General features: G+C 66.3%; 17 protein-coding genes. 13 read left to right on the forward strand and 4 right to left on the reverse strand.

Annotated features, from left to right (window positions below):
• The first annotated feature begins 308 nt into the window (after positions 1-308).
• A complete protein-coding gene (locus VGV37_RS22535; protein ID WP_326882018.1) occupies positions 309-3,866 on the forward strand; it encodes a NahK/ErcS family hybrid sensor histidine kinase/response regulator in 3,558 nt (1,185 codons plus the stop codon).
• Positions 3,863-4,537, forward strand: a complete 675-nt coding sequence (locus VGV37_RS22540; RefSeq protein ID WP_326882019.1) for a response regulator transcription factor — start codon at positions 3,863-3,865, stop codon at positions 4,535-4,537. The genes VGV37_RS22535 and VGV37_RS22540 overlap by 4 nt, the downstream gene beginning before the upstream one ends.
• Before the next feature lie 165 nt (positions 4,538-4,702).
• Here the strand turns inward: VGV37_RS22540 and VGV37_RS22545 are convergent, their stop codons facing one another.
• Positions 4,703-7,093, reverse strand: a complete 2,391-nt coding sequence (locus tag VGV37_RS22545) for a PAS domain S-box protein (RefSeq protein WP_326882020.1) — start codon at positions 7,091-7,093, stop codon at positions 4,703-4,705.
• Positions 7,094-7,331: 238 nt separating this feature from the next.
• Here VGV37_RS22545 and VGV37_RS22550 point away from each other — a divergent pair, with 238 nt between their 5' ends.
• Positions 7,332-8,507 (forward strand): zinc-dependent alcohol dehydrogenase, encoded by a 1,176-nt coding sequence (locus tag VGV37_RS22550; protein WP_326882021.1) that lies wholly within the window; start codon positions 7,332-7,334, stop codon positions 8,505-8,507.
• 66 nt (positions 8,508-8,573) lie between these two features.
• Positions 8,574-9,245, forward strand: coding sequence for an HAD family hydrolase (locus VGV37_RS22555; RefSeq protein ID WP_326882022.1), 672 nt, complete (start codon positions 8,574-8,576; stop codon positions 9,243-9,245).
• A 355-nt stretch (positions 9,246-9,600) separates the two neighbouring features.
• On the opposite strand, the gene VGV37_RS22560 is transcribed toward VGV37_RS22555, so the two are convergent.
• The 3 genes from VGV37_RS22560 to VGV37_RS22570 all read right to left on the reverse strand — a co-directional run bounded on the left by VGV37_RS22560 (position 9,601) and on the right by VGV37_RS22570 (position 13,433).
• Complete coding sequence (locus tag VGV37_RS22560) at positions 9,601-10,503, reverse strand: manganese catalase family protein (RefSeq protein ID WP_326882023.1); 903 nt, start codon at positions 10,501-10,503, stop codon at positions 9,601-9,603.
• Between the two features lie 298 nt (positions 10,504-10,801).
• Entirely contained in the window at positions 10,802-11,314 is a 513-nt protein-coding gene (locus VGV37_RS22565; RefSeq protein ID WP_414638071.1) for an Hsp20 family protein, read from the reverse strand.
• Between the two features lie 424 nt (positions 11,315-11,738).
• Positions 11,739-13,433: a methyl-accepting chemotaxis protein gene (locus VGV37_RS22570; protein WP_326882024.1), complete on the reverse strand. Its 1,695-nt coding sequence runs from the start codon at positions 13,431-13,433 to the stop codon at positions 11,739-11,741.
• 579 nt (positions 13,434-14,012) lie between these two features.
• Between VGV37_RS22570 and VGV37_RS22575 the strand changes: the two genes are divergently transcribed.
• The 9 genes from VGV37_RS22575 (at position 14,013) to VGV37_RS22615 (ending at position 24,342) form a co-directional block, all read left to right on the forward strand.
• Positions 14,013-14,825: an IclR family transcriptional regulator gene (locus VGV37_RS22575; RefSeq protein WP_326882025.1), complete on the forward strand. Its 813-nt coding sequence runs from the start codon at positions 14,013-14,015 to the stop codon at positions 14,823-14,825.
• A 7-nt stretch (positions 14,826-14,832) separates the two neighbouring features.
• A complete protein-coding gene (locus VGV37_RS22580; protein ID WP_326882026.1) occupies positions 14,833-15,969 on the forward strand; it encodes a four-carbon acid sugar kinase family protein in 1,137 nt (378 codons plus the stop codon).
• A complete protein-coding gene (pdxA, locus tag VGV37_RS22585; protein WP_326882027.1) occupies positions 15,969-17,012 on the forward strand; it encodes a 4-hydroxythreonine-4-phosphate dehydrogenase PdxA in 1,044 nt (347 codons plus the stop codon). The genes VGV37_RS22580 and pdxA overlap by 1 nt, the downstream gene beginning before the upstream one ends.
• Positions 17,009-18,136: an iron-containing alcohol dehydrogenase gene (locus VGV37_RS22590; RefSeq protein WP_326882028.1), complete on the forward strand. Its 1,128-nt coding sequence runs from the start codon at positions 17,009-17,011 to the stop codon at positions 18,134-18,136. Before pdxA ends, VGV37_RS22590 begins: the two co-directional genes overlap by 4 nt.
• Positions 18,137-18,148: 12 nt before the next feature.
• Positions 18,149-19,027, forward strand: coding sequence for a dihydrodipicolinate synthase family protein (locus VGV37_RS22595; protein ID WP_326882029.1), 879 nt, complete (start codon positions 18,149-18,151; stop codon positions 19,025-19,027).
• A gap of 75 nt (positions 19,028-19,102) precedes the next feature.
• Entirely contained in the window at positions 19,103-20,518 is a 1,416-nt protein-coding gene (locus VGV37_RS22600; protein WP_326882030.1) for a sodium:solute symporter family protein, read from the forward strand.
• Positions 20,515-21,729, forward strand: a complete 1,215-nt coding sequence (locus VGV37_RS22605) for a sialidase family protein (protein ID WP_326882031.1) — start codon at positions 20,515-20,517, stop codon at positions 21,727-21,729. The genes VGV37_RS22600 and VGV37_RS22605 overlap by 4 nt, the downstream gene beginning before the upstream one ends.
• Positions 21,713-22,453 carry an SDR family NAD(P)-dependent oxidoreductase gene (locus VGV37_RS22610; protein WP_326882032.1) on the forward strand — a complete coding sequence of 247 codons (741 nt, stop codon included), beginning with the start codon at positions 21,713-21,715 and terminating at the stop codon, positions 22,451-22,453. The genes VGV37_RS22605 and VGV37_RS22610 overlap by 17 nt, the downstream gene beginning before the upstream one ends.
• Before the next feature lie 128 nt (positions 22,454-22,581).
• Positions 22,582-24,342 carry a PHA/PHB synthase family protein gene (locus tag VGV37_RS22615; protein ID WP_326882033.1) on the forward strand — a complete coding sequence of 587 codons (1,761 nt, stop codon included), beginning with the start codon at positions 22,582-22,584 and terminating at the stop codon, positions 24,340-24,342.
• The last annotated feature ends 5 nt before the right edge of the window (positions 24,343-24,347 follow it).

Raw genomic sequence — 24,347 nt, forward strand, 5'->3', positions numbered from 1 at the left:
GTCTATATCGGCGTGCTCGCCGGCGCGCTCAACCTCGCCGTCAGTGCGCTCGCCCATGTCCTGTTCGGCATGCTCGGCGTCGGCATCGGCACCGATGAGACCAAGCCCGAAGACTATCTGCTGACCAAGGCGTCCTGACACCCGGAAGGCCAGCCCGCCCGCCGCCGGCTCCGTGACGTCGGCGGGCGACTGACCCCGTTCCGCACGGCGCCAGCGGGGCCGCCCGACGCGGCTTCGGCCTCGACGGGTCCGGGGCGGTGTGACAGCCTGCCATCAATCGCGGTCGAGGAACCGTTCAGGGAGGAATCGTGCAGGCGTGGTGGGTATTGGCCATCTCCGCGCTCTATCTGGCGATGCTGTTTGCCATCGCCTGGTGGGGGGATCGGCGTACGAACCGGATCCAGGCCGGCCAGCGGCGGAACACAGTCGCGGCCGTCCTGATCTACGCGCTCACCCTCGCGATCTACAATACCTCGTGGAGTTTCTACGGTTCGGTCGGCCGTGCCGCCGCCGGCGGGCTGGATTTCCTGACGATCTACCTGGGACCCCTCCTCGTGCTCGGGCCGGGACGCCGCGTGCTGACCGACGCCATCGCGGTGGCGAAGGCGCAGAACGCGACCTCCGTGTCGGACTTCATCGCTGCGCGCTACGGCAAGAGCGGGCTGGTTGCGGCGACCGTCACGCTGGTCGCGCTGATGGCGACGTTGCCCTACATCGCCCTGCAACTGAAGGCGATCGCCGTCAGCTACGACGTGCTGACCGGTGCCGTCGAAGGCAGCGGACGTCCGGACCTGCCGTTCTGGCAGGACTCGGCCTTCGCCGTCGCCATATCGATGGCGCTGTTCGCCATTCTGTTCGGCGTGCGCCATGTCGAAGCGAGCGAGCGGCATCGCGGCCTGATGCTGGCCATCGCCTTCGAGAGCCTGGTCAAGCTCGCCGCCTTCCTGGCCGTAGCGCTTTTCATCATGTTCGGCATCGCCGACGGTCCCCGCGACATCTTCGCCCGCGCGGCGGCGGACCCGCGGCTGCCGGGGCTACTCCGTCCCGGGCTGGACTGGCCGGCCTGGATCATGCAGACCGTCGTCGCGGCGCTCGCCTTTCTCTGCCTGCCGCAGGCGTTCCATGTGGCCGTGGTCGAAAACGAAGGACCGGGCCAGGTGCGGGCGGCACGATGGCTCTACCCAGCCTATCTCGTCAGCCTCAGCGTCGTGATGTTGCCGGTGGCGCTCGTCGGGCTGTTGACCTTCGGCAGCCATGCGATCAACCCGGACAGCTTCATGATTGCACTGCCGCTCCACGCCGGCAGCGCGCGAATGGGGCTCGTCACTTTCCTCGGCGGCTTGTCGGCGGCGACCGGGATGGTGATCGTGTCGGCGGTCGCCCTCTCGACGATGGTGTGCAACGACGTCGTCATGCCGCTGCTCATGCGGCTGCCGCAATTCGGCCAGCACACCCGGGTCGGCGGTGTCGCGCCCGTGCTGCTGCGGGTCCGCCGGCTGGCGGTCATCGCGGTGCTGGCGCTCGCCTATCTGACCTATCGGCTGACCGACAGGGCCTACCCGCTGACGCTGATCGGCCTCATGTCCTTCGTCGCGGTCGCGCAATTCGGGCCGGGCTTCCTGGGCGCGCTCTATTGGCGCCGGGCGACGCGGTCCGGGGTCCTGAGCGGTCTGGGCGTCGGTTTCGCGGTCTGGGCCTACACGCTGCTGCTGCCCTCGGTCGGCAATGGGGCGCTCATCTCCGACACGTTGCTGAAAGCCGGGCCGTGGGGCGTCGGCTGGCTGCGTCCCATGGCACTGTTCGGGCTGAACTGGAAGGATCCGATCTCGCATGCCGCCTTCTGGAGCCTGCTGGCGAATTGCCTGGTGTTCATTGCCATCTCGCTCATGCAGGAACAGAGCCCGCTCGAGCGATCCCAGGCCAGGGCCTTCGTCGTGCATGGCGAGCCGGGCCTGTCGCCGGCCCGTCCCTGGCGGGCGGTGCCGGCGCTGTCCGACCTGCAGGCGCTGGCCGTCCACTATGTCGGCCGCGAACGGGGCGAGACCGCGCTCGAGGCCTATCTCGCCCGGCGCCGGGCCGACGGGCCGCCGATCGACGGCAGCGGGTTGGCCGACCGGCATGCCGTCGATTTCACCGAGACCCTGTTGTCCGGCGCGGTCGGGGCCGCGTCCGCGCGGGTCATCATCGCCGGATCCCTGCACGGTCGCATGCTGTCGCGCAGCGATGCCATGGCCATGCTGGGCGAGGCGTCCGAAGCGCTCGGCTCTGGCCGCCGCCTGCTCGAAGGCGCGCTGGAGAGCGTCGGTCAAGGCATCTGCGTGATGGATGCGGCGTTCACGGTCGCCGCCTGGAACCAGCGCTTCCTCGATCTGCTCGCCCTGCCGCGCGATCTCGTCCGCGTCGGCACGCCGCTCGCCGACATCATCCGGTTCAACACGTCGCGCGGCGAATATGGCGCCGACGACCTCAACGCCCTGGTCGTCAACCGCGACCGAGACGCGCTGGCATGGCCCTATACCTACGTTCGGGAACGCCCCGACGGTACCGTGCTCGAGGTTCTCTACAACCGCATGCCCAGCGGCGGCTATGTCTCGACCTACACGGACGTGACCGAGCGGCATCGGGCGGCGGCTGACCTGAAGGAAGCGAACGAACGCCTGGAGCAGCGGGTGAAGACCCGCACGGAGGATCTGCAGCAGGCGAAAGCCCAGGCGGAGCAGGCGAATGCCGCCAAGACCCGTTTCCTGGCGGCGGCGAGCCACGACCTGCTGCAACCGCTGAACGCGGCACGTCTGTTCGCCTCGGCACTTCGGGAGGATATCGTCGCTGCGGCCGGCGCGGTGCCGGAGGGGCACCGCCAGCGGGAGCTGGAACTTTCGGCCAACCTGCTGGCATCGCTCCGCTCCACGGAATTCCTGCTGGGCGATCTGCTCGACATCTCGTCCCTCGACTCCGGCGCGATCAAGCCGGACGAGCGCGCGTTCGCGATCGGGCCAATCCTCGGCGAACTGGGCGTCGAGTTCGCTGCCCTGGCCGGAGAACGGGGCCTGACCTTCCGCATCGTGCCGTCCGGCCTCACCGTGCGGAGCGATCCGCGCCTGCTGCGCCGGATCGTCCAGAATCTCCTGTCCAATGCCGTCCGCTATACCCGGACGGGCGGCGTGCTGCTGGGCTGCCGCCACCATGCCGACCGGGTCCGCATCTCGGTCTACGATACCGGGCCCGGCATCGCACCGGAGGACCAGGCCGTCGTGTTCGAGGAATTCCGGCGCCTGCAGGCGTCCGACACGGGTGCGCAACGGGGCCTCGGCCTCGGCCTCGCGATCGTCGATCGTGCCGCGCGGCTGCTGGGCCATCGCGTCATCCTGCGCTCGGTCATGGGCCGGGGGACCTGTTTCTCGGTCGAGGTGCCGCTCCAGGATGCGGCCCTCTTTCCCGTTCCGGCGCCGACCATGCCTGTCCGGGACATGGTCGCCGGGCTGCGGGTGCTGTGCATCGACAACGAGCCGGCCATCCTGCTCGGCATGCGCGCGCTGATGGAGCCCTGGGGCTGCCGGGTGACGACCGGCCGCGATGGTAAGGAGGCCACGGCGGCTCTGGCCGGCACGATACCCGACCTCGTTGTGGCCGATTATCATCTGGGCACGGCCGAACATGGGCTTGGCCTGATCGCGCGGCTACGATCGGAATGGGGACGGCAGGTCCCGTCGCTGCTGCTGACGGCGGATCGATCGGAGGTGGTCCGGCAGGCAGCGATGGCGGCCGGCTGCGACATCCTGGGCAAGCCGGTTCGCCCGGCGTCGCTCCGGCGCTTCCTGGCCGCGGTGGCGCTGGGCGAACCATCGGACGTCGGAGGGGCGCCGTGAAGATCATCGTGGCCGACGACCACCCGCTCGTGCAGGAAGCGCTCGGTCATGTCCTCGCCCAGAGCTTCCCCGACGCCGCGATCCTGCCTTGCTTGTGCCTTGCCGACGTCACGGCAACGGTCGCCCGCCATCGGGCGGATATCGACCTCGTGCTGCTCGATCTCCATATGCCGGACTCCCAGGGCTTCGCCGGCCTGTTCCAGATGCTGTCGCTGTATCCCACGGTGCCAGTCGCCATCCTTTCCGCGACCGAGGATCCGGGCACCATCCGGCGAGCCCTCGATTTCGGGGCGTCCGGATATATCCCCAAATCATTGTCCATGGCGCGGATGGCCGATGCAATCCGTGGCGTGCTGGGCGGCGAAATCTGGGCACCCGAGCATCCGAACGATGGCGGCGGAGGCGGTCACGACAACGCCGAATGGGCCCGACGGTTCGCGTCCCTGTCCCCGCAGCAGATGCGCATCCTGGCGCTGGTACGGGAAGGCCGTCTCAACAAACAGATCGCCGGCGACCTCGGCATCGCCGAACAGACCGTCAAGGTTCATGTCTCGACGATTCTGCGAAAGCTCCAGGTGGGTAGCCGGACGCAGGCGGCCGTCGCGGCGGATCGGCTCGCCATCCACAGCCCGCAGATGGCCGATCGGCCGGTTCGACCGTCCGACGCGTGAGTTCCCGGGCGGATCGCGGGGGCGGGCTACCGATCGCCCAAGTCCGGAGCCGGGATGATTTGGCCCGGATCAAAATTGACCTCGGCCTGAGGAAGGCGGCCCATGCGCGCCGCCGCCAGACTGGTGTTCTAATCGGGCTGACGTCCAGCGTTACCGATCGCAGCGTCAACGCTCTCGAGGAGGGGCGGTCCTCTGCGCCTTCAGCGCATTTTCCAGAGTCAGGTGCAGAGTGTCTCGGCGGTAAGGCTTCACGACGAGCACCGCGTCGAGGAGTGCGGCCTCGGATCTGACCCCACTGTCACCCGTCGCGAGAACCAGGCACAGGTCGGGCCTGGCGGCGCGGGCGTCCCTCGCGAGTTGCAGGCCAGAGACTCCGGGCAGCCCGACGTCGGTGAGAAGGATGTCCACGAGACCGTCGTCCAGGATCTTCAAAGCCTCCTCGGCCGTGCGGGCCTCCTTTACCTGGCAGCCAGCCTCGCTCAGCATTTCCGCCGTCGTGGCACGGATGGGCTCGTCATCTTCGACCAGCAGGACCGTCGCGCCTTTGAGCGCGTCGGGGTGGGTCTGTTGCTGCGGCGCCCGGGCCAGGACCCGCCTCTGAGCGTGATTGGCCAGCACGTGCCGGATCTTCCGGGCCAGCGCGTCGCGTGTATAGGGCTTGGCAAGCAGCTCCACGCCAGGATCGAGCCGTCCGCCGTGCACGATGGCATTTTGGGTGTAGCCGGAGGTGAAGAGGACCGCAACATTGGGAAGCCGCTCCTTGGCTCTTCGCGCGAGTTCCGGGCTGCGCAGCGCGCCAGGCATCATCACATCGGTGAAGATCAGGTCTATCGGTATGCCGCTGTCGACGATGACAAGGGCGGCCGCGGCATCCCTCGCCTTGACCACGCGGTAGCCAAGCTCCGTCAGCATGGTGATGGCGACGTCGCGAACCTCGTCGTCATCCTCGACCACCAGGATGGTCTCTTCTCCGCCCCTCGCCTCGCCGGAGGGAGGACCGACCAAAGCATCCTCGGTCGCCGCCTCTCGCGGGAAATACAGCTTCACCGTCGTTCCGGCGCCGACCTCGCTATAGATCTTGACGTGTCCGCCGGATTGCTTGAGGAAGCCATAGACCATGGCGAGGCCCAGTCCCGTGCCCTTGTCTTCCGCCTTGGTTGTGAAGAACGGCTCATAGACCCGATCCAGGATTTCCGGTGGAATGCCGGACCCTGTGTCGGTCACCGCGATCATCACATACTGTCCCGCCGCCAGATCGTCATGCTGGCGGACATACTCGTCGTCGAGGAAGGCGTTGCTGGCCTCGATCGTCAGCCGGCCTTCGCCGTTCATCGCGTCCCGGGCGTTGATCGCGAGGTTCAGAATGGCATTCTCCAGCTGATCCGGATCGATGAGGCTGTTCCACAGCCCGCCGGCGACCACCGTCTCGACCTCGATCTCCCCACCGAGGGCGCGACGCAGCAACTCGTCCATGCCTTTGATGACGCGGCCGACGTTCACCACCCTCGGTTCCAGCGGCTGACGCCTTGCAAAGGCGAGCAACTGGGATGCCAGTTTCGCTCCGCGCGCAACGCCCGCCAGGGCGCTCTGGACACGCATCTCGGCGCGGGGATTGCCGGCGAGGTCCCTGCCCAGCAGTTGCAGGTTTCCGCTGATCACCTGCAAAAGGTTGTTGAAGTCGTGGGCGACCCCGCCGGTGAGCTGTCCAATCGCCTCCAGCTTCTGCGACCGGATCATCGTCGCATGCGCCTGCTGGAGAGCGGCCTCGGCCTCCCGGCGTTCGGTGATGTCCCGGGTCACCTTGGCAAAGCCGAGCAGCTTGCCGTCGTCGTCCCGGATCGCGTCGATCACGACGTGCGCCCAGAAGGGAGTACCGTCCTTGCGTAGCCTTTGGCCCTCGTGCTCCCAGCGTCCGTCCCGCGTCGCGGTCTCCAGGCCGGTACGCGGAAGGCCTGCGGCCCGATCCGCTTCGGTGTAGAAGTTGGAGAAATGGCGCCCGATGATCTCCTCGGGCGCATAGCCTTTGATGCGCTGGGCGCCTGCGTTCCAGCTCGCGACGTGACCGTTCACATCCAGCATGTAGATGGCGTAATCGGTCACGCCTTGCACGAGCAGCCGGAATTGCTCCTCGCTCTGCCGTAATTTGGCCTCGGCGGCTTTCCGCTCCGTCAAGTCGCGGGTGATCTTGGCGAAGCCGACGAGGTCGCCCTCGGGCGAGCGGATCGCGTCGATGACGACATGGGCCCAGAACTGTGTGCCGTCCTTGCGCACGCGCCAGCCCTCGCGCTCGAACCGACCGGTCCGCGCGGCCTCCTGCAGCGCCGAGGCAGGGACGTTCTGCGCCCGCTCGGCCTCCGTGTAGAAGGTCGAGAAATGATGGCCGATGATTTCATCGGCTTCGTAGCCCTTGAAGCGCTTGGCGCCGGGGTTCCAGCTGGTTACATGCCCGTCGCGATCCAGCATGTAGATCGCATAGTCGGTAATCGCCTCGACGAGGAGCCGGTAACGGCCCTCGCTGGAGTGAGCGGCTTCGAAGTGATTGGAGCTTTTCGTCATCGTCCTATCCAGCCCGGGGCGGGTTGCGAGACTTCTCACCGTCGAGGACCTGAAAAAGTGCCGGGGCGGCCGGGTATAGTTGGAGATCGTCGAGAGTCCCCGTTGGGTTCCCGGGCGATTGAGCGCCAGGCCATCGAGGCGCGCGGCTTCGACCGCTCCCGGCCGTCGATAGCTCCCGCATGGAACCTGCTTCCCGGCTGCATGTTGCGGATGACATACACCAACGGGAGGCGTTTCGATGCGTGCACTGTGCTGGCATGGAAAGGGTGACGTTCGCGTCGATACCGTTCCTGATCCGACGATCCAACATCCCCGCGACGCGATCATCAAGATTACGGCGTGCGCCATCTGCGGGTCGGATCTGCACCTCTACGACGGTTACCAGCCGACCATGGAAAGCGGCGACATCCTCGGCCACGAGAACATGGGCGAGGTGATCGAGCTTGGGTCCGAGGTCACCAATCTCAAGATCGGCGATCGCGTCGTCGTACCCTTTACGATCAGCTGCGGCCAATGCTGGTTCTGCCAGAAGGGTTTGTTCTCCTGTTGCGACCGGACCAACCCGAACGCCGAAATGGCCCGCAAGGCCATGGGCCAATCACCCGCGGGTCTGTTCGGCTTCAGCCATATGCTGGGCGGCTACAGCGGGGGCCAAGCGGAGTATTTGCGCGTTCCCATGGCCGACGTGGGGCCGATCAAGGTGCCGGACAGCGTGACCGACGAACAGGCGTTGTTCCTGTCGGACATCTTCCCGACCGGATACATGGCCGCAGTCAACGCGCAGATCGAAGACGGCGACACCGTCGCGATCTGGGGCTGCGGCCCGGTCGGCCAATTTGCCATCCGTTCAGCGTTGATGCTGGGCGCCGGAAGGGTCATCGCGATCGACGAGGTGCCGGAGCGCTTGGCGATGGCGGTCGCCGGCGGTGCCGAAACGATCGACTTCTCGCAAAGCGATGTGCACGACGAGCTGATGTCCCGCACCAAGGGCCGTGGCCCGGACAGCTGCATCGATGCCGTCGGTTGCGAAGCCGCGGGGCACGGTGCCGCGGATGCGGTGATGGACAAGGTCAAGGCGGCGACGTTCCTGGCGACCGACCGGGTTCACGTGCTGCGGCAGGTGATCATGGCCTGCCGCAAGGGCGGCACGGTCTCCATTCCCGGCGTCTATGTCGGCATGGGCGACAAGCTGCCGATCGGCGCCCTGATGAACAAGGGCCTGACGGTAAAAACCGGTCAGACCCATGTCCAGGCTTACACCAAGCCCCTGCTGGCTAAGATCGAAGCGGGTGAGATCGACCCCAGCTTCGTCGTGACCCATCCGGCCAGCCTGGAAGACGCGCCCGCGATGTATGAGAAGTTCCGAAACAAGGAGGACGGCGTCATCAAGGTCGTCCTTCGCCCCGAACGTTAGCAGGCGATACGACGCCGCAGGTGATTGCCCGGCCGCGGCGCCGGGCAATCACCTCTTGGAGGCAACATGGCGAAGGCAGTCATATTCGACATCGACGGCACGCTTCTGGATAGCGTCGATCTTCATGCCCGTGCTTGGGTAGAGGCGTTCAGAGATTTCGGCCACACCGTCGAATTCCAGGAGGTTCGGGGCCAGATCGGCAAGGGCGGTGACCAGCTCCTCCCCGTATTCCTGTCCCCTGCGGAGATCGGGAGCCAGGGAGAGGGTCTGGAGAAGCACCGCAGCGCGATCTTCAAGGAGCGCTACCTGCCGGAGGTAATGGCGTTTCCCGATGTTCGCCGCCTGTTCCAGCGGTTGCTGGAGCACGGAATGAAGGTGGCTCTCGCGTCGTCGGCCAAGGGCGACGAGCTTGAGACCTACAAGCAGATCGCCGGGATCGAAGACTTGATCGATGCCGAAACCTCTTCGGACGATGCCGACAAGAGCAAACCGCACCCGGACATTTTCGAAGCGGCCATCCAGCGGCTTGGCGCCGTTCCGCGCGCAGCGATCTATGTCGTAGGAGACACGCCATACGATGCCGAAGCTGCGGGGAAGGCAGGCCTCCGGACCATCGGCGTGACCTGCGGCGGCTGGTCGGAAGACGAATTGAAGAGAGCAGGCTGCATCGAGGTCTATGCGGATCCGGCAGACTTGCTGGACCGCTACGATGAGTCGCCCTTGGCAGAACCGGAATGAGCGATCCGGCTCCAGCGTCCGACGGCCCGCTCCATCAAACGGGCGGGGCGGCTCGAGCCGTCCATTTCAATGAAACGACAGCTGCTCCACGATCGAAAGGAGCGAGGGTTCGTCCGGTTCCAGCGTGATCTCCAAAGTCGCCCGCTGTTCCTGCGGTCGTCCTCGACCCAGTGCAGCCCCACAGGACCGGCAGAGTCAGCAGGGTGCCGATCGCGCCCCGCAGGAGTTGTCGATGCCTCCGCCTGCGGCGGGGACGGCCAGAAACCCACGAACTGGCGAAAAGTTTCGAGCGACAGCGAGCCGTCGCGTGCAGGGAAGGCCGCCGGGGATGGCAAAAACATCCCCGGCGAAGCCGCTATTTCTTGGTGATCTTGGTCATGGTGCCGCTGCCGGGGCCTGCCCCGAGATCAGCGCCGGTGACCGGATCGGCCTCCGGATGGGACGCCGTTCGGACAGCAGCTGCGGCGACCAGCTTTTCGGACTGCCGGTCCAGCTTGACGCTGGCAAGACCGTCCCCGCCGTCGACCGCGACCTGCTTTTCCGGATCGTCGACATGCTCCCACTGCGGGCCGCTGTTCCACGAGCCCTTGTTCATCTCGCCGTCGCCGCGCGAGAGGTGGTAATATTTGTCGGTGAATTCCGGCACGCCCGGCAGCTTGCCCGGCGGAAAGTTCGGCTCGATGGCATAGAGCGCCTTCTCGAACGACTTCTGGTGCGCAATCTCGCGCGTCATCAGGAAGCCCAGCGCATCCTTGATGCCCGGGTCGGCGGTGATGTTGATCAAACGTTCGTAGATGATCTTGGCCCGTGATTCGGCCGCGATGTTCGAGCGTAGATCGGCCGTGGGTTCGCCGATCGTGTCGACGTAGTTGCCGCTCCAGGCCTGGCCGGCCGAATTGATCAGCGCGGCGCCGCCGCCATAGAGCAGCGACGTCGTGTGGCTCTCCCCGCCGGCGGTGATGTCCGCCAGCAGCTCCATCTCCTCCATCCCTTCGGACATCTTGCCTTTCACGCCCTTGTTAAGCATGCAGATGATGGTGCCGATCACTTCGAGATGGCTGAGTTCCTCGGTCGCAATATCCTGCAGCAGATCCTTGCGGCCCGGATCGCTCTCGGCCAGCGCCTGGCTGAAATAGCGCATGGCGGCGGCAAGTTCGCCCTGCGGGCCGCCGAACTGCTCGAGCATCAGGCTTGCCAGCACGGGGTTCGGTTCCGCGACCCGGACCGTGTACATCAACTTCTTGTTATGCATGAACATTTTACGTTCCTTCACGCGAGCGAAATGACCAGTCGGCAAGACGGCCGCCTTCGGCGCTGGATGAGCATCCAGCCGTTGAGCGAAGAAATGTCCGTGCCGATGGAGTGAAGGAACAACCGCTCATATTTGGAACGGTTCCAGCAAGTCGGGGGTCCGAAGCCGTCTCGCCGCGAACTTCGTCGGCCTGCAACCGCAACGGGCTCCTGGTGTGCGGCCGCGCTGGGTCCAGTGCTATCGAAAGCCGAGCGGTGACAGGGTGTCGTCCGCCTCGCGGACGACACCCGCCGGAAGGATTGCGTTACGCAGCTTCCTGGTCGATCAGCTTCGGCTTCGACGAGCCGCCGTTGATCTGGATGGTCCGGGGCTTCATCGCCTCGGGAACTTCGCGCTTCAGTTCGATCGCCAGGATGCCGTTTTCCAACGACGCGCCAGTCACCTCGATGTGCTCGGCGAGTTCGAAACGGCGCTCGAAGCCACGGCTGGCGATACCCTGATGCAGGTACTGGCCACCTTCCCTGGGCTGACGCTTGCCAGCGACGAGCAACTGGTTGGGCCGGGCCGTGATCGTGATGTCATCCAGACCGAAGCCGGCTACCGCCAACGTGATGCGATAGGCCTGCTCGCCGGTCTTCTCGATATTGTACGGCGGGTAATTGTCGATCGGAGCCGATTGCAGAGAATCCTGCAACAAATTCAACACACGATCGAAACCGACGGCCGAGCGATAGAGTGGGGCGAAGTCGAGAACACTCATGATCCACATCCTCCTGCGAGCAACATGAAACCAGCGGGATACCGCTGCTGTGAACATCCGTCGGACCCCTTCGGGCATCCGACGACGGCAATTTAGGAAGCGACTTTTCAGCCTTCAAGGGGTGGAATCTGTTGTCGGCAATTTTTTTGAACGACCTTTGGCTTAGGAGCGCTTCGGGCCCTATCTGCTTATGGGTGTGCTTGCCATAGCGGTCGTCGCCTTGGGTCAGGTACGGGCGCTGCGCGGTCTTTCCACAGGTCGATATCCTTTGCGCGGAGGCAAGTTGCCCGGTTTCCTCCGGGGGCATCCAACGTAAGTATAATTCATGATTACGCGAATAACTCAGACGTAGCTCGACCCCGGGGGGTGTGCGCGTTACTATCGAATTTACGCGGGCGGCGGCGGACCATGCGGTGTAGGTCTTCCCCAAGGGTGGCGACCCGGTCGCCGGCCACGATCTGCAGGTCGTCGGTGTTGCTTCTCAGGCCGTGCGAATCTTGTTGAGGAAGCTGTCGACGTCCCGGCGCAGAGTCTCCGCCTGTTTGCCGAGATCCTCGGCCGAGACCAGGACCAGGTTGGCGGCGGCGCCGGTCTCGGCCGCCGCTTGGTTGACGCCGATAATGTTGGACGACACCTGACCGGTGCCCTCGGCCGCCTCTTGTACGTTGCGCGCGATCTCCTGGGTCGCGGCTCCCTGTTCCTCGACGGCGGCGGAGATCGTGGTCGCGATCTCGCTCATCGAGGCGATCGTCCCGCCGATGCTCTTGATGGCTTGCACTGCCTCGTTTGTGGCGCCCTGCATCGCGCTGATCTGAGCCGAAATCTCCTCGGTCGCCTTCGCCGTCTGCGCGGCGAGAGACTTTACCTCGGTGGCGACGACCGCGAAGCCCTTGCCCATTTCACCGGCGCGCGCCGCCTCGATCGTCGCATTGAGCGCCAGGAGATTCGTCTGGCTGGCGATGTCGCTGATCAGCTTCACCACGTCGCCGATCTTCTGGGCCGCGGCTGACAGACCCTGAACGCTCGCGTTGGTATTGTTTGCTTCTACGACCGCCGCCCCGGCAATCCTGGTCGACTGAGTGACCTGACGCCCGATCTCGCTGACCGACGAGGAGAGTTCCTCGGTTGCCGACGCGACGGTCTGCACATTGGCCGTCGCCTGCTCGGCGGCCGCGGCCACGGTGGTCGCCTGCGCGCTTGCCTCTTCCGCGGTCACCGACATGCTTTGCGAGGTGGCCCGCATCTCGGTCGCCGCCGAAGCGAGGGCATCGAGCGAGTTGCGCACGCCGACCTCGAACCCCGCGATATGCTGCTCGATGGCGGCCTGACGCCTTTCCTTCTGGTCCTGCTCCCCCTTCTGCTCAGCCTCGAGGCGGCGCATTTCGGTGAGATTGTCTTTGAACGCCTTGAGGGCCCGTGCCAGCAGGCCGACCTCGTCCTTGCGATCGCCGCCGACGACATCGACGGCGAGATCGCCTCCGGCGAGCCGATTGAGTGCGCCGGTCACACCCTGAAGGGGCCGAACCACGAGGTAGACGACGATGGCGCCGAGCAGTGCCAGCGCCGTGAAGAGGCCGATCGAGGCGACGAGGAGCAGCGAACGGGCGGTGTCGCTCCTGAGAGCGGTCGCGTCGTGCCGGGCCTGATCCATGTCGCCCATGTTCCGGGCGATCCGCTCGTCGAGAAGGGCCACGGCGGCCAGGCGATCTTTCCGCAACTCGCCGAACGATAGGGTGGTAGAGGCGCCGCGATCCCCCTTGAGGCTGAGTTGAAGACTTTTTTCGCCGGTTTCGGCGAAGGTCTGAATGGCATGTTTTACGCTCTCGACCGCCTGCCGTCGTTCGGCGGTATCCGCCAGAGCGGCGAGCTTGTCGGTGCCGGCCGCGGCGACCGCGATCTGCTTGCGGAACTCGTCCGCGAACGCCTTCGCTTCCGCCTCGCGCGTTTCCAGAATGACGTTCTTTTCGGCCGACGCCGAGGCGTTCAGGGCGGTGGCGATCTGCAAAGCGGTCACCGCGCGGGGCGCGGTCACGTCGATGACAGACTGGAGGCTGGTCCCGAGCCTGTCGACACCGCCGATGGCCTGCCAGGCAATCACGACGGCGACGGCGACGAAGATCGCCACGGGAATTATCAGCTTCTGGATGAGCTTGAGATTGGCGAAGAAATGAAGCACTTGGCCGGTTCCTTTCGCATGAGGCAACCATAGCGCCGGGCAATTTCTCAGTCGTCCATTGCATCGCGGGAGTCCGCTTGCCCGGATGCAGCGCAATTCAACGCCGGACCATGGATCGAAGGCCCGTCACACCACGATGGACGCATGATCACATGGAGAAACAGCATCTCACGTCACCAGTGGCTTTTCAACGAACCGAGATCCGCAAGTTGCAATGCTGAATAAAAGTTATTCGAAGAATTGCGATGGAATACTGGACGCGCGTCGCCGCCGGAAAGGGGCGGATGTTCGCCGGCCAGCCACGCCGGCGCGTTCGCGCCCCTGCGATGAGATGGCCCGTTGCTTCTGGTCCCTCGAGCCCACGGACCTGGGATGCGGCCTCGAAGCGGTCCTCGCCGGCATCCCAAACCCATGAATCAGGCCCAGGCGATCGCTTGACCGCATCGGGCGCGGCGGCGCCAGCCGTCGCTTTGTCGAAGTCATTTGACATTCGGTCGTTCCAAGGTGTATTTATAATCCGAACAAATGTTCGGAATCCGATCAAATGATGTCGGACCGTGCATCTCGGGAGGAGCCGCCATGGCGGACGTGGAGAACGCGAAAAACCTCGTGCAGTCGGCCGCGAAGATCTTTGCCGTGTTGCGCGCGTTCGAGCCCACGATGCCGGAGCTGACGATCACCGACGTCGCCGGTCGCGGCGGGCTGGATCGCGGCACGGCCTTTCGGCTCATCCACACCCTGGTGTCGCTCGGCTATATCTGCCCCGTCCCAGGAACCAAGCGTTTCCGGCTTGGGCTCAAATGCCTCGAGCTCGGCTTTCTCGCGCTGTCCTGTCAGGACCTGAAGGGGCATGCGGCGCCCCTGCTGCGCGAACGCGTACCGTCCGTCGCGGACGCGGGATCGCTGGGCGTGCTCGACGGCGCGGACGTCGTCTATCTCGAACGGGTGGACGACGGTGCCGGACGCCATGACGTGGACCGCCGACCGGGCCGCCGTATTCGAGCCTACGGTGCCGCGCTCGGTCATGCTCAACTCGCCTTCCTGCCCGAAGCGCGGCAAATCGAGATTCTCGAGAGTGCCGAACGGGTGAAACTGTCCGAACGGACGCTCACCAAGCTCGACGACCTGCTGGACCGGCTGCGCCAGGTGCGCAGCCGGGGCTACGCCATTTCCGATGGGGAGAACGCCTATGGCTTGCGCACGATCGCGGCGCCGGTGCTCGACGCGTCCGGTCTGCCGATCGCGGGCGTGAGCTTCACGATCGACGCGAGCCGCATGGATCTCGACGCGTTCGTCGCCCTGGCGAAACCGGAAATCCTGTTCGTGGCCCAGCAATTGACCGATGCCGTCCGGTACTCCGCCGGCGCGATCGGCGTTGCCGCGAGGCGCTAGGCCCGGCATGAGTGCGACGATCCGCCTGCTCGCCGACGACCTGACCGGGGCGCTCGACACCGCGGCCGAACTCGTCGGCCTGGCCGGACATCGCCCCTTGCTTGCTTTCTGGCACGATGCGCTGCCTGCGGCGCTGCCGGCCAATGCAGCACTCGACAGCGGCACGCGGGAACTCGACGCCAAGGCCGCCGTATCCGTGGTGGCCGAGATGTCGGCCGCCCTGTCCGATGCCACGCTCGCCTACAAGAAAATCGACAGCCTGCTGCGTGGCCCCACTCTCGCGGAAGCGGCAGCCTGCTTCCGCGCTGGCGGGTGGGACCGGGCGGTGCTGGCGCCGGCCTTCCCGTACCAGGGCCGGATGACCCGGGGCGGTTGGCAGCATGCACGGGACGCCTTCGGCAACTGGTCGCCGATCCGCGGCGGCGACATCGTGGCGCGCCTCGAGGCAGAAGGCCTTCCGGTTCACCGGGGGCGCATCGGCCAGCCGCTTCGACCCGGCATTTCGGTGTTCGATGCGGAGACCGATGCCGACCTGCGGCATGTGGCGGCACTCGGCCGTGCGGTGCCCGGTTCCATCTTGTGGATCGGGACCGGCGGCCTCGCCCAGGCACTCGCCCATGCCAAACCGGGTGAAGCCAGCGGGCTGCTGCCGCAACCGCTTCTCGGCCTGTTCGGCTCCGACCAGGCGGTGACCGCAGGGCAACTGGTCGCTTGCGGTGCGGACTGGGTTCGATTGCCCGACGGCGCGGCCGCTCAGGCAGCGGCGCTGACGTCGATGCTGCAGACCAAGGGCCGGGTGCTGGCCAGCCTCGATCTGCCCACGGGTCTTGCTCGTGCCGAGGCGGCAACGCGCATCGCGGGCGAGTTCGGCCGGCTGGTCCGGGAGATGCCGCCGCCGGGCACGTTGTTCGTCGCCGGCGGCGAGACGCTGCGTGGGCTGTGCCTCGCGCTCGATGCCCACGGCCTCGAACTGCAAGGGCGCCTCGTGCCCGGCTTGCCCCGCTCCATTCTGCGCGGCGGCCCGTGGGACGGCGTCACCGTCATTTCCAAATCGGGCGCCTTCGGCTCCCCCACCCTGCTTCGCGATCTGGTGCTGGGAGTCCTGCCCAGCAGGGCCGGCACCGAAACGGAAAGGACTTCCTGATGCCTGTGCCTCGCCCTCTCGCCATCACCATGGGGGATCCCGCTGGAATCGGCCCCGAGATCATCGTCCGGGCGGCCGCCCGGCTGCGTCCGCAGATCGAGGCGGGCGAATTGCGGTTGCTCGTGATCGGCAACAACAAGGCCTTGGAACAAGCGAGATCGCAGTTCACGCCCGAACTGCAGATCCCCGAGGTCGGGGAGACGGATGCGGTCTGGCCGGCGCTCGCTTCCCTGCAGGCCGGGCCAGAGGGCGAGCCGATCCTGCCCGGCCAATTGTCCGCCGATGGCGGCCGCTTCGCCTTCCTCGCCGTGGAGCGCGGCGTCCGCCTGGCGCAGTCCGGCCGGGTCGGCGCCATCGTCACGGCGCCACTCAACAAGGAAGCGCTCAACAAGGCCGGCTACCACTACCCCGGCCACACCGAGATGTTGGCGGAACTCACCGGCGTGAAGGGTTCCTGCATGATGCTCGCGCACGGCAACATGCGGGTGAGCCATCTCACGACGCATATCGCGCTCGAGGACGTGCCGAAGCGCGTGACGCCGGAGCGGCTGCGCCGGGTGATCGAACTGACCCACGAGGCACTCCTCCGGCTGGGCATCGGGCGAGCGCGCATCGCGTTGGCGGCGCTCAACCCGCATGCCGGCGAGGGCGGATTGTTCGGCCGGCACGACATCGACGTCGCAACGCCGATCATCGCCGAGGCCGTCGCCCGCGGGCTGGACGTCGTCGGCCCCGTGCCCGGCGATACGGTGTTCGTGAAGCTGCGCGCCGGCCAGTATGACGCGGTCATCGCGAACTATCACGACCAGGGACATATTCCCGTCAAGCTGCTCGGTTTCGAGGTCGATCCGGTCACCGGCAAATGGAACGACCTCTCCGGCGTGAACATCACCCTCGGCCTGCCGATCATCCGGACCTCGGTCGACCATGGCACCGCGTTCGACATCGCCGGCAAGGGCATCGCCAACGAGCAAAGCCTGGTCGAGGCGATAGAATATGCCTCGCGCCTTGCCGGCGCCGGTACCACGGAGACGGCAGCGTGAGCGCGCTCCTGACCCCGATCGGGATCGAGCGCCCGACTGCGATCAAGTTCGGCCCCGGCCTCGTGGCCGAGGTCGGCGCCTTCGTCCGGGTCCAAGGCTACATGCGGCCGCTCGTCGTCGCCGATCCGTTCAATGCAGGCCGCGTCGACCTGTTGGCATTGCCCGGCGATCCGGCCGTGTTCGGCAGCGTGCGCGCCGAGCCGGACATCGCCAACCTGGAGGCGCTGCTGGCCATGGCCGAGCGCGTTCGTCCCGACGTCGTGATCGGCTTCGGCGGCGGCAGTGCCATGGATCTCGCCAAGCTGGCGGCGGTCCTGCCCGGCAGCGGCCAGTCGATCCGCGATGTCGTGGGACCGGAGAAAGTAAACGGCCGGCGGGTCGCCCTGATCCAGGTGCCGACCACCTCGGGCACCGGCAGCGAAGCGGGCGCCCGCGCGCTCGTCACCGACCCGGCGACGCAGAACAAGCTCGCGGTCCAGAGCCGCCACATGCTGGCCGACCTGGCCGTGGTCGATCCGCTGCTCACGCTCACCGTACCGGCCGCCGTCACCGCGGCCACCGGCGTCGATGCGCTGGCGCATTGTGTCGAAGCCTATACGAGCCGCAAGGCGCATCCGCTGATCGACATCTACGCCATCGAGGGCATTCGCCTGGTCGGCCGCTTCCTCGGCCGGGCCGTCCGCGACGGCGGCGATCGCGAGGCCCGCGCCGGCCTGTCCCTCGCCTCGCTCTATGGTGGCTTCTGCCTGGGGCCGGTCAATACGACGGCGGGGCACGCCGTCGCCTATCCGCTCGGCACCCGCCATCACATCCCGCACGGTCTCGCCTGCGCGCTTATCTTTCCGCACGTGCTGGCCTTCAATGCGCCCGCCGTGGTCGACAAGACGGCCCACGTCCTGGACGCGCTCGGCCTGTCGGTCGAGGGCGAGGCCGCCATAGGTGCCGCCGCCCGCACATGGTGCGAGGCGCTCGGTATCGACATGCGGCTATCTCAGCATGGGGTGGCGGCGGACGATCTCGAAATCATGGCGGGCGAGGCCCATGCCATTCGCCGCCTGCTCGACAACAACCCGCGAGACATCAGCCCGGCCGAGATTCTGGCCATCTACCACGCGGCGCTTTGAGGAAACGTACCCATGGATCGACCCATTGCCGGCGTGTTCTGCGCCTCGGTCACCCCGGTCACCGCCGATCTGGCGCCGGATCATGCCGCCTTCGTCGCCCATTGCCGGCATCTGATCGAGCAGGGCTGTGACGGTGTCGCGCTGCTTGGTACCACAGGCGAGGCGAACTCGTTCTCGGGCAGCGAACGCAAGGCATTGCTCGAGGCCGCGGTCTCGGCCGGGATCGCTCCCGACCGCCTGCTGCCGGGTACCGGGGTCGCCGCCTGGTCCGAGACGGTCGACCTGACCAGGCATGCGCTGTCGCTGGGCGTCACCCGCGTGGTGATGCTGCCGCCGTTTTACTATAAGGGGATCTCGGACGACGGCCTGTTCGCGGCCTATGCGGAGATTGCCGAGCGGGTGGCCGACCCACGCCTCAAGGTCGTGCTTTACCATATCCCGCAGTTTTCCGGCGTCCCGATCACGTTTCCGGTCATCGAACGCCTGCGTGCCCGGTATCCGGACACTTTCGTCGGCATCAAGGATTCGAGCGGCGAGCTGAACAACATGCTGGCGCTCGTCGAACGCTTCCCGAATTTCTCGGTGCTGGCCGGGGCCGATCCGCTGATGCTGCCGCTGCTTCGCCAAGGCGGCGCCGGCTGCATCACCGCGACCTCGAACCTGGTCGCGTCCGATCTCGCCTTCATCTTCCGCAATCACGCCGACCCGGCCAAGGCGGCCGAGGTCGATGCCGCCCAGGCCCGTGTCGTGGCCGCCCGCACGCGCGTCTCTCAATTCGCGCAGATCGCCTCGATCAAGACGTTGCTCGCCCGCAGCACGGGGCACGCGAACTGGGCCAATCTGCGGCCGCCGCTGCTGCCGCTTACCGCGGCCGAAGCCGCGGAACTCTAGTCACCGTGGCCGAGACCACGGAACTCTAAGCAAAAAACCAAAACGGTAACGTCAGAGCTCGGGAAGGAAACGGCAATGAACAGCTTCAGCGCCTTCGACACCGGCATCATCATTCTGATGGTGGTCGTCTATATCGTCTTCACGAGCTGGCTGACGTTCCGCCTGCGCAGCCGGACCTCGGACCAGTTCATGACGGCCTCCCGGGCGTTGCCCCCGGCTGTGATTGCCGTCCTGCTGATGAGCGAATTCATCGGCGCCAAATCGACGGTCGGCACCGCACAGGAAGCCTTCAATTCCGGGTTCGCCGCCAGTTGGTCGGTGTTCGGCGCGTCGATCGGCTTCTTCCTGTTCGGGCTGTTTATGGTCAAGCGGCTCTACAATTCAGGCGAATACACGATCTCCCAGGCGATCGCCCAGAAGTACGGCCGCTCGACCATGCTGACCGTGTCGCTGATCATGATCTACGCGCTGCTGCTGGTGAACGTCGGCAACTACGTCAGCGGCGCCGCGGCGATCGCGACGGTGCTCAAGATCAACTTGCCCGCCGCGATGTGCCTGATCGCGGTGGTCAGCACATTCTACTATGTCTTCGGCGGCTTGAAGGGCGTTGCCTACGTCACCGTCCTGCACAGCATCGTCAAGGTCATCGGCATCGCGCTGATCCTGGGCGTGGCCCTCTATGCCACTGGCGGCATCAGCCCGATGGTCCAAGGCTTGCCGGCGCAATATTTCACCTGGGACGGCGCCATCGGCGGTTCGACGATCGCCGCCTGGACCATCGGTACGGTCGGTGCGATCTTCTCGACGCAATTCATCATGCAGGCGGTATCGTCCGCGAACAACGCGCGCGACGCGCGACGCGCCACCTTCTATTCCGCGGCCTTGTGCCTTCCGCTCGGCGTCGCACTGGGCCTGATCGGCGTCTGCGCGAAGTTTCTCAATCCGACGATGAACAGCCTCTATGCGCTGCCCATGTTCATGCAGGGCATGAATCCGTTGCTCGCCGGATTGGTCACGATCTCGCTGATCGCCTCGGCGTTCGTGAGCGTCAGCACTGTCGCGCTCGCCATCGCGTCGCTGGTCATGCGCGACTTCTACATCCCGCGCTTCAAGCCCGAGCCCGCACAGGAGCTGAAGGCGACCCGGATCATTTCGCTGATCATCGCCTTCGTGCCGCTGATCTGCGTCTTCTTCGTACCGGAGATCCTGAAGCTGTCCTTCTTCACCCGCGCGCTCAGGCTGTCGATCGGCATCGTCGCGGTGATCGGCTTCTATGCCCCGCTGTTCCGCAGCGGCAGGGGCGCCACGCTGGGGCTGCTGGTGGCCGCCGTATCCACATCCGTGTGGTACCTGCTCGGCAACCCCTATGGCATCGACAACATGTATGTCGCCGCGCTCACGCCGATCCTGGTGATGATGGTCGAGCGCGCCATCACTTGGCCAAATCGACCCGTCGGCGCCGAGCGGGTTGCCGGAGGAAACCTTTCATGATCGCCACGCTCGCCCCTACACCCGCCCCGAGCCTGCTTGCGCAAAAGGACGGGATCCTGCGGCCGGCGGAGGCCGATCCGGCGCGGCTCGAGGCCTATCTGCCCTCGCCATGCGTGCAGAACCATGCCGCGAACATCATGCCCTTGCCGGGCGGCGATCTCGCCTGCGTCTGGTTCGGGGGCACCCAGGAAGGCATCCCGGATATATCGGTATATTTTTCCCGTCTCGCCGCCGGCGATGAGCGCTGGTCCGACGCGGTCCGGCTCTCCGACGATGCGGCCCGGTCGGAACAGAACCCGATCCTGTTTCCGGCACCGGACGGGCTGCTTTGGCTGCTCTGGACCGCACAGGTTTCCGGCAACCAGGACACCGCCATCGTCCGCCGCCGCGTCTCCGCCGACAACGGCCGGAGCTGGGGCGAGATCGAAACGTTGTTCGACACGGTCGGGCGTTCCGGCGTGTTCGTGCGCCAGCCGCCGGCCGTGCTGGACAACGGCGACATCCTGCTGCCGATCTTCTATTGCCACGGGCGACCCGGGGAAAAATGGGTCGGCAGCTACGACACCAGCGCGGTTCGCATTTCGGCCGATGGCGGCCGTACCTGGCGGGAGCATGAGGTGCCGCACAGCACCGGCTGCGTGCATATGGATGTCTCTCAGCTCGTGGACAGCACGCTTCTCGCCCTGTTTCGCAGCCGGTGGGCCGACAACATCCATTCCAGCCGGTCGAACGACCGGGGCCGCACCTGGTCGGCCCCGATTGCGACCGACCTGCGGAACAACAATTCCTCGATACAGTCCACCCGGCTGGCCAACGGCCATCTGGCACTGTTGTTCAACGACACGAATGCGGAAGGTGTCGTCGAACGCCGCGCCTCGCTCTATGACGATATCGAGGACGATTCAGGTTTGAAGGAGCCGGATGCCAAGCCGGGCGAACGGCAGGCGGTCTGGGGCGTGCCGCGGGCACCGTTGACGCTGGCGCTGTCGGAGGATGGCGGGCGAAGCTGGCCGCGCAAGCGCAACCTCGAAGTCGGCGACGGCTACTGCATGACCAACAATTCGCGCGAGCAGCTGAATCGCGAATATTCCTATCCCTCGATCAAGCAAGGCCCCGACGGCGCGCTCCACATCGCGTTCACCTACTTCCGGCAAGCCATAAAATACGTGCGCGTCGCCGAGGACTGGGTGGGGCATGGTGACGACCGCTAGCCGGGCGATGGCGCCGCCGGACCAGCCGATCGGATCGTCAGGTCCCCGGCATGCCCTGGTCACGGGGGCCAGTTCCGGTATCGGTGAGGCCGTCGCGATGCGCCTGCTGGCGGACGGATGGGCGGTGACGGGGTTGAGCCGCAGGCCTCCCGGCGTCCACGCGCCCGGCGTCACCCATCGCGCGCTCGACCTGGCGGTTGCCGACGCATCGGCGATCCGGTCGGCGCTCGACGGGCGGCCGGCCGTCGATGCCCTGGTCCATGCGGCGGGGTTGCTGCGCGTCGGCGCGCTCGGCACGCTCGACCGCGAGGCGGGAACGGCGATGTGGCGGCTGCATGTCGAGGCGGCCTCGCTCCTGGCCGACGCGGTGGCACCCCGCATGGCGCAAGGCGGTCGCATCGTGCTGATCGGCAGCCGTGTCGCTGCCGGGGCGGCCGGCCGGAGCCAGTACGCCGCGAGCAAGGCGGCACTGGTCGGCCTGGCGCGGTCCTGGGCGATCGAGCTCGCCCCGCGCGGCATCACCGTCAACGTCGTCGCGCCGGGGGCGACCGAAACGCCGATGCTGCTGGATCCGGCACGGGTCTCGTCGCCGCCGCATCGACCGCCGATCGGCCGGTTCATCCAGCCGGCGGAGGTAGCGGCACTCGTGGCATTTCTGCTCTCTCCGGACGCTGGCGCCATCACCGGCCAACAGATCGTCGTGTGCGGCGGCGCTTCGCTTTAGCGGTTCTTGCAGGCTGTTTTTCCAAGACGGGGCCGGGGGGCAAAGACGCCCCGCCACTTGATCGAGATCAAAACCAATGGCGACTGTGCACTGCACAATCGCGATCTCATCAAAGAGGGAGCGGTCGCATGGATGGCTTGAATTCACAGACGTTGCGTGATCCCCAGGCGGCCGCCGTCCCCGGCGTAGCGCCACCGTCGCTCGACACGGTCCGCCGGCCGGCGTTGCGCGACCTGGATCGGATGTTCCATGCCGGCGAGGCGCGACTGACCTCGGGCCTGTCGCCGGTCGGTCTCTGGCTCGCCTATGCCGATTGGGCGCTCAACCTCGTCAACGCTCCGTTCCGCCGGGCGGAGCTGGCCGGCACGGCGATCAAGCAGGGTCGGCGAATGCTCGAAGCGGCGACGGGCCGGCATGTCGTCGACCCGCTGCCGGCGGACCGTCGCTTCCGCGATCCGGCGTGGCAGCAGCCGCCCTATGCCTTTCTGCACCAGGCATTTCTGCTGATGGAGGAATGGTGGGCCGAGGCCAGCGACGGCGGCGAGGCCGTCGGCCGCCATAATGCCCAGGTCGTGTCGTTCGGCATCCGCCAATGGCTGGACATCTTCTCGCCGTCGAACCTGCCCTGGCTCAATCCCGAGGTCATGGCGGAAACGGTGAAAACCGGTGGCGGCAACATTCCGGCCGGCCTCACGAACCTGCTCGAGGACATGCGGCAGAAGGTGACCGGCCAACCGCTCGCCAAGCCGGTCTATGCGGCCGGCGAAACGCTCGCCGTCACGCCGGGCAAGGTCGTGTTCCGCAACGCGCTCATCGAACTCATTCAATATAGCCCGACGACCGAGACGGTCCGGCCCGAGCCGATCCTGATCGTGCCGGCCTGGATCATGAAATATTACATCCTGGACCTGTCGCCCCATAACTCGCTGATCCGCTTCCTGGTCGGCCAGGGCTACACGGTGTTCGCGATTTCCTGGCGCAACCCGGGCTCCGGGCAACGCGATCTTTCCATGGACGACTACCGCACCCTGGGGCCGATGGCGGCGCTGGACGCGATCGGGCAGGTCTGCGGCCCGGTGCCGGTCCACGGCTGCGGCTATTGCCTGGGCGGCACCTTGCTGTCGATCACGGCAGCGGCGATGGCGCGCGACGGCGACGAGCGGCTGGCCAGCGTGAGCCTGCTCGCGGCCCAGACCGATTTCACGGAGGCGGGCGAGTTGCAGCTGTTCATCAGCGACAGCCAGCTGGCCTTCCTCGACGACGTCATGGCCGAGAGCGGGACATTGGACAGTGCCCAGATGGCCGGCGCGTTCCAGATGCTGCGTTCGAACGACCTGGTCTGGTCGCAGGCGATCAACAGCTACATGCTGGGCCGCCACACCGAGGCGAACGACCTGATGGCATGGAATGCCGACGGCACCCGCATGCCGGCGCGGATGCATTCCGAATACCTGCGTCGGCTGTTCCTGAACAACGAGCTGGCCGAAGGCCACTTCATCGCCGGCGGCAAGCCGGTGTCGCTGACCGACATCCGGGTGCCGTTCTTCGTCATCGGCACCGAGGCCGACCATATCGCGCCCTGGCATTCGGTCTACAAGGTCCACCTGCTGAACCCGGGGGAAATCACCTTCGTCCTGACCTCGGGCGGCCACAACGCCGGCATCGTCAGCGAACCCGGCCATGCCCACCGCTCGTTCCGCCTCGGCAGCCACGCGGCCGGCGATCGCTATGTCGACCCTGACGAATGGGCCGTCACGGCCGAACGGCGCGACGGATCCTGGTGGCCGGTCTGGACCGATTGGCTGGATCAGCGCAGCGGCCCGGTTCAACCGCCGCCGCGGCTCGCCGACGGTCCCGCGGCACCCGGCAGCTACGTGCTGGAAAAGTGAGCGCG

This window comes from Aliidongia sp., assembly GCF_035943795.1.
GTDB lineage: Bacteria > Pseudomonadota > Alphaproteobacteria > ATCC43930 > CGMCC-115725 > Aliidongia.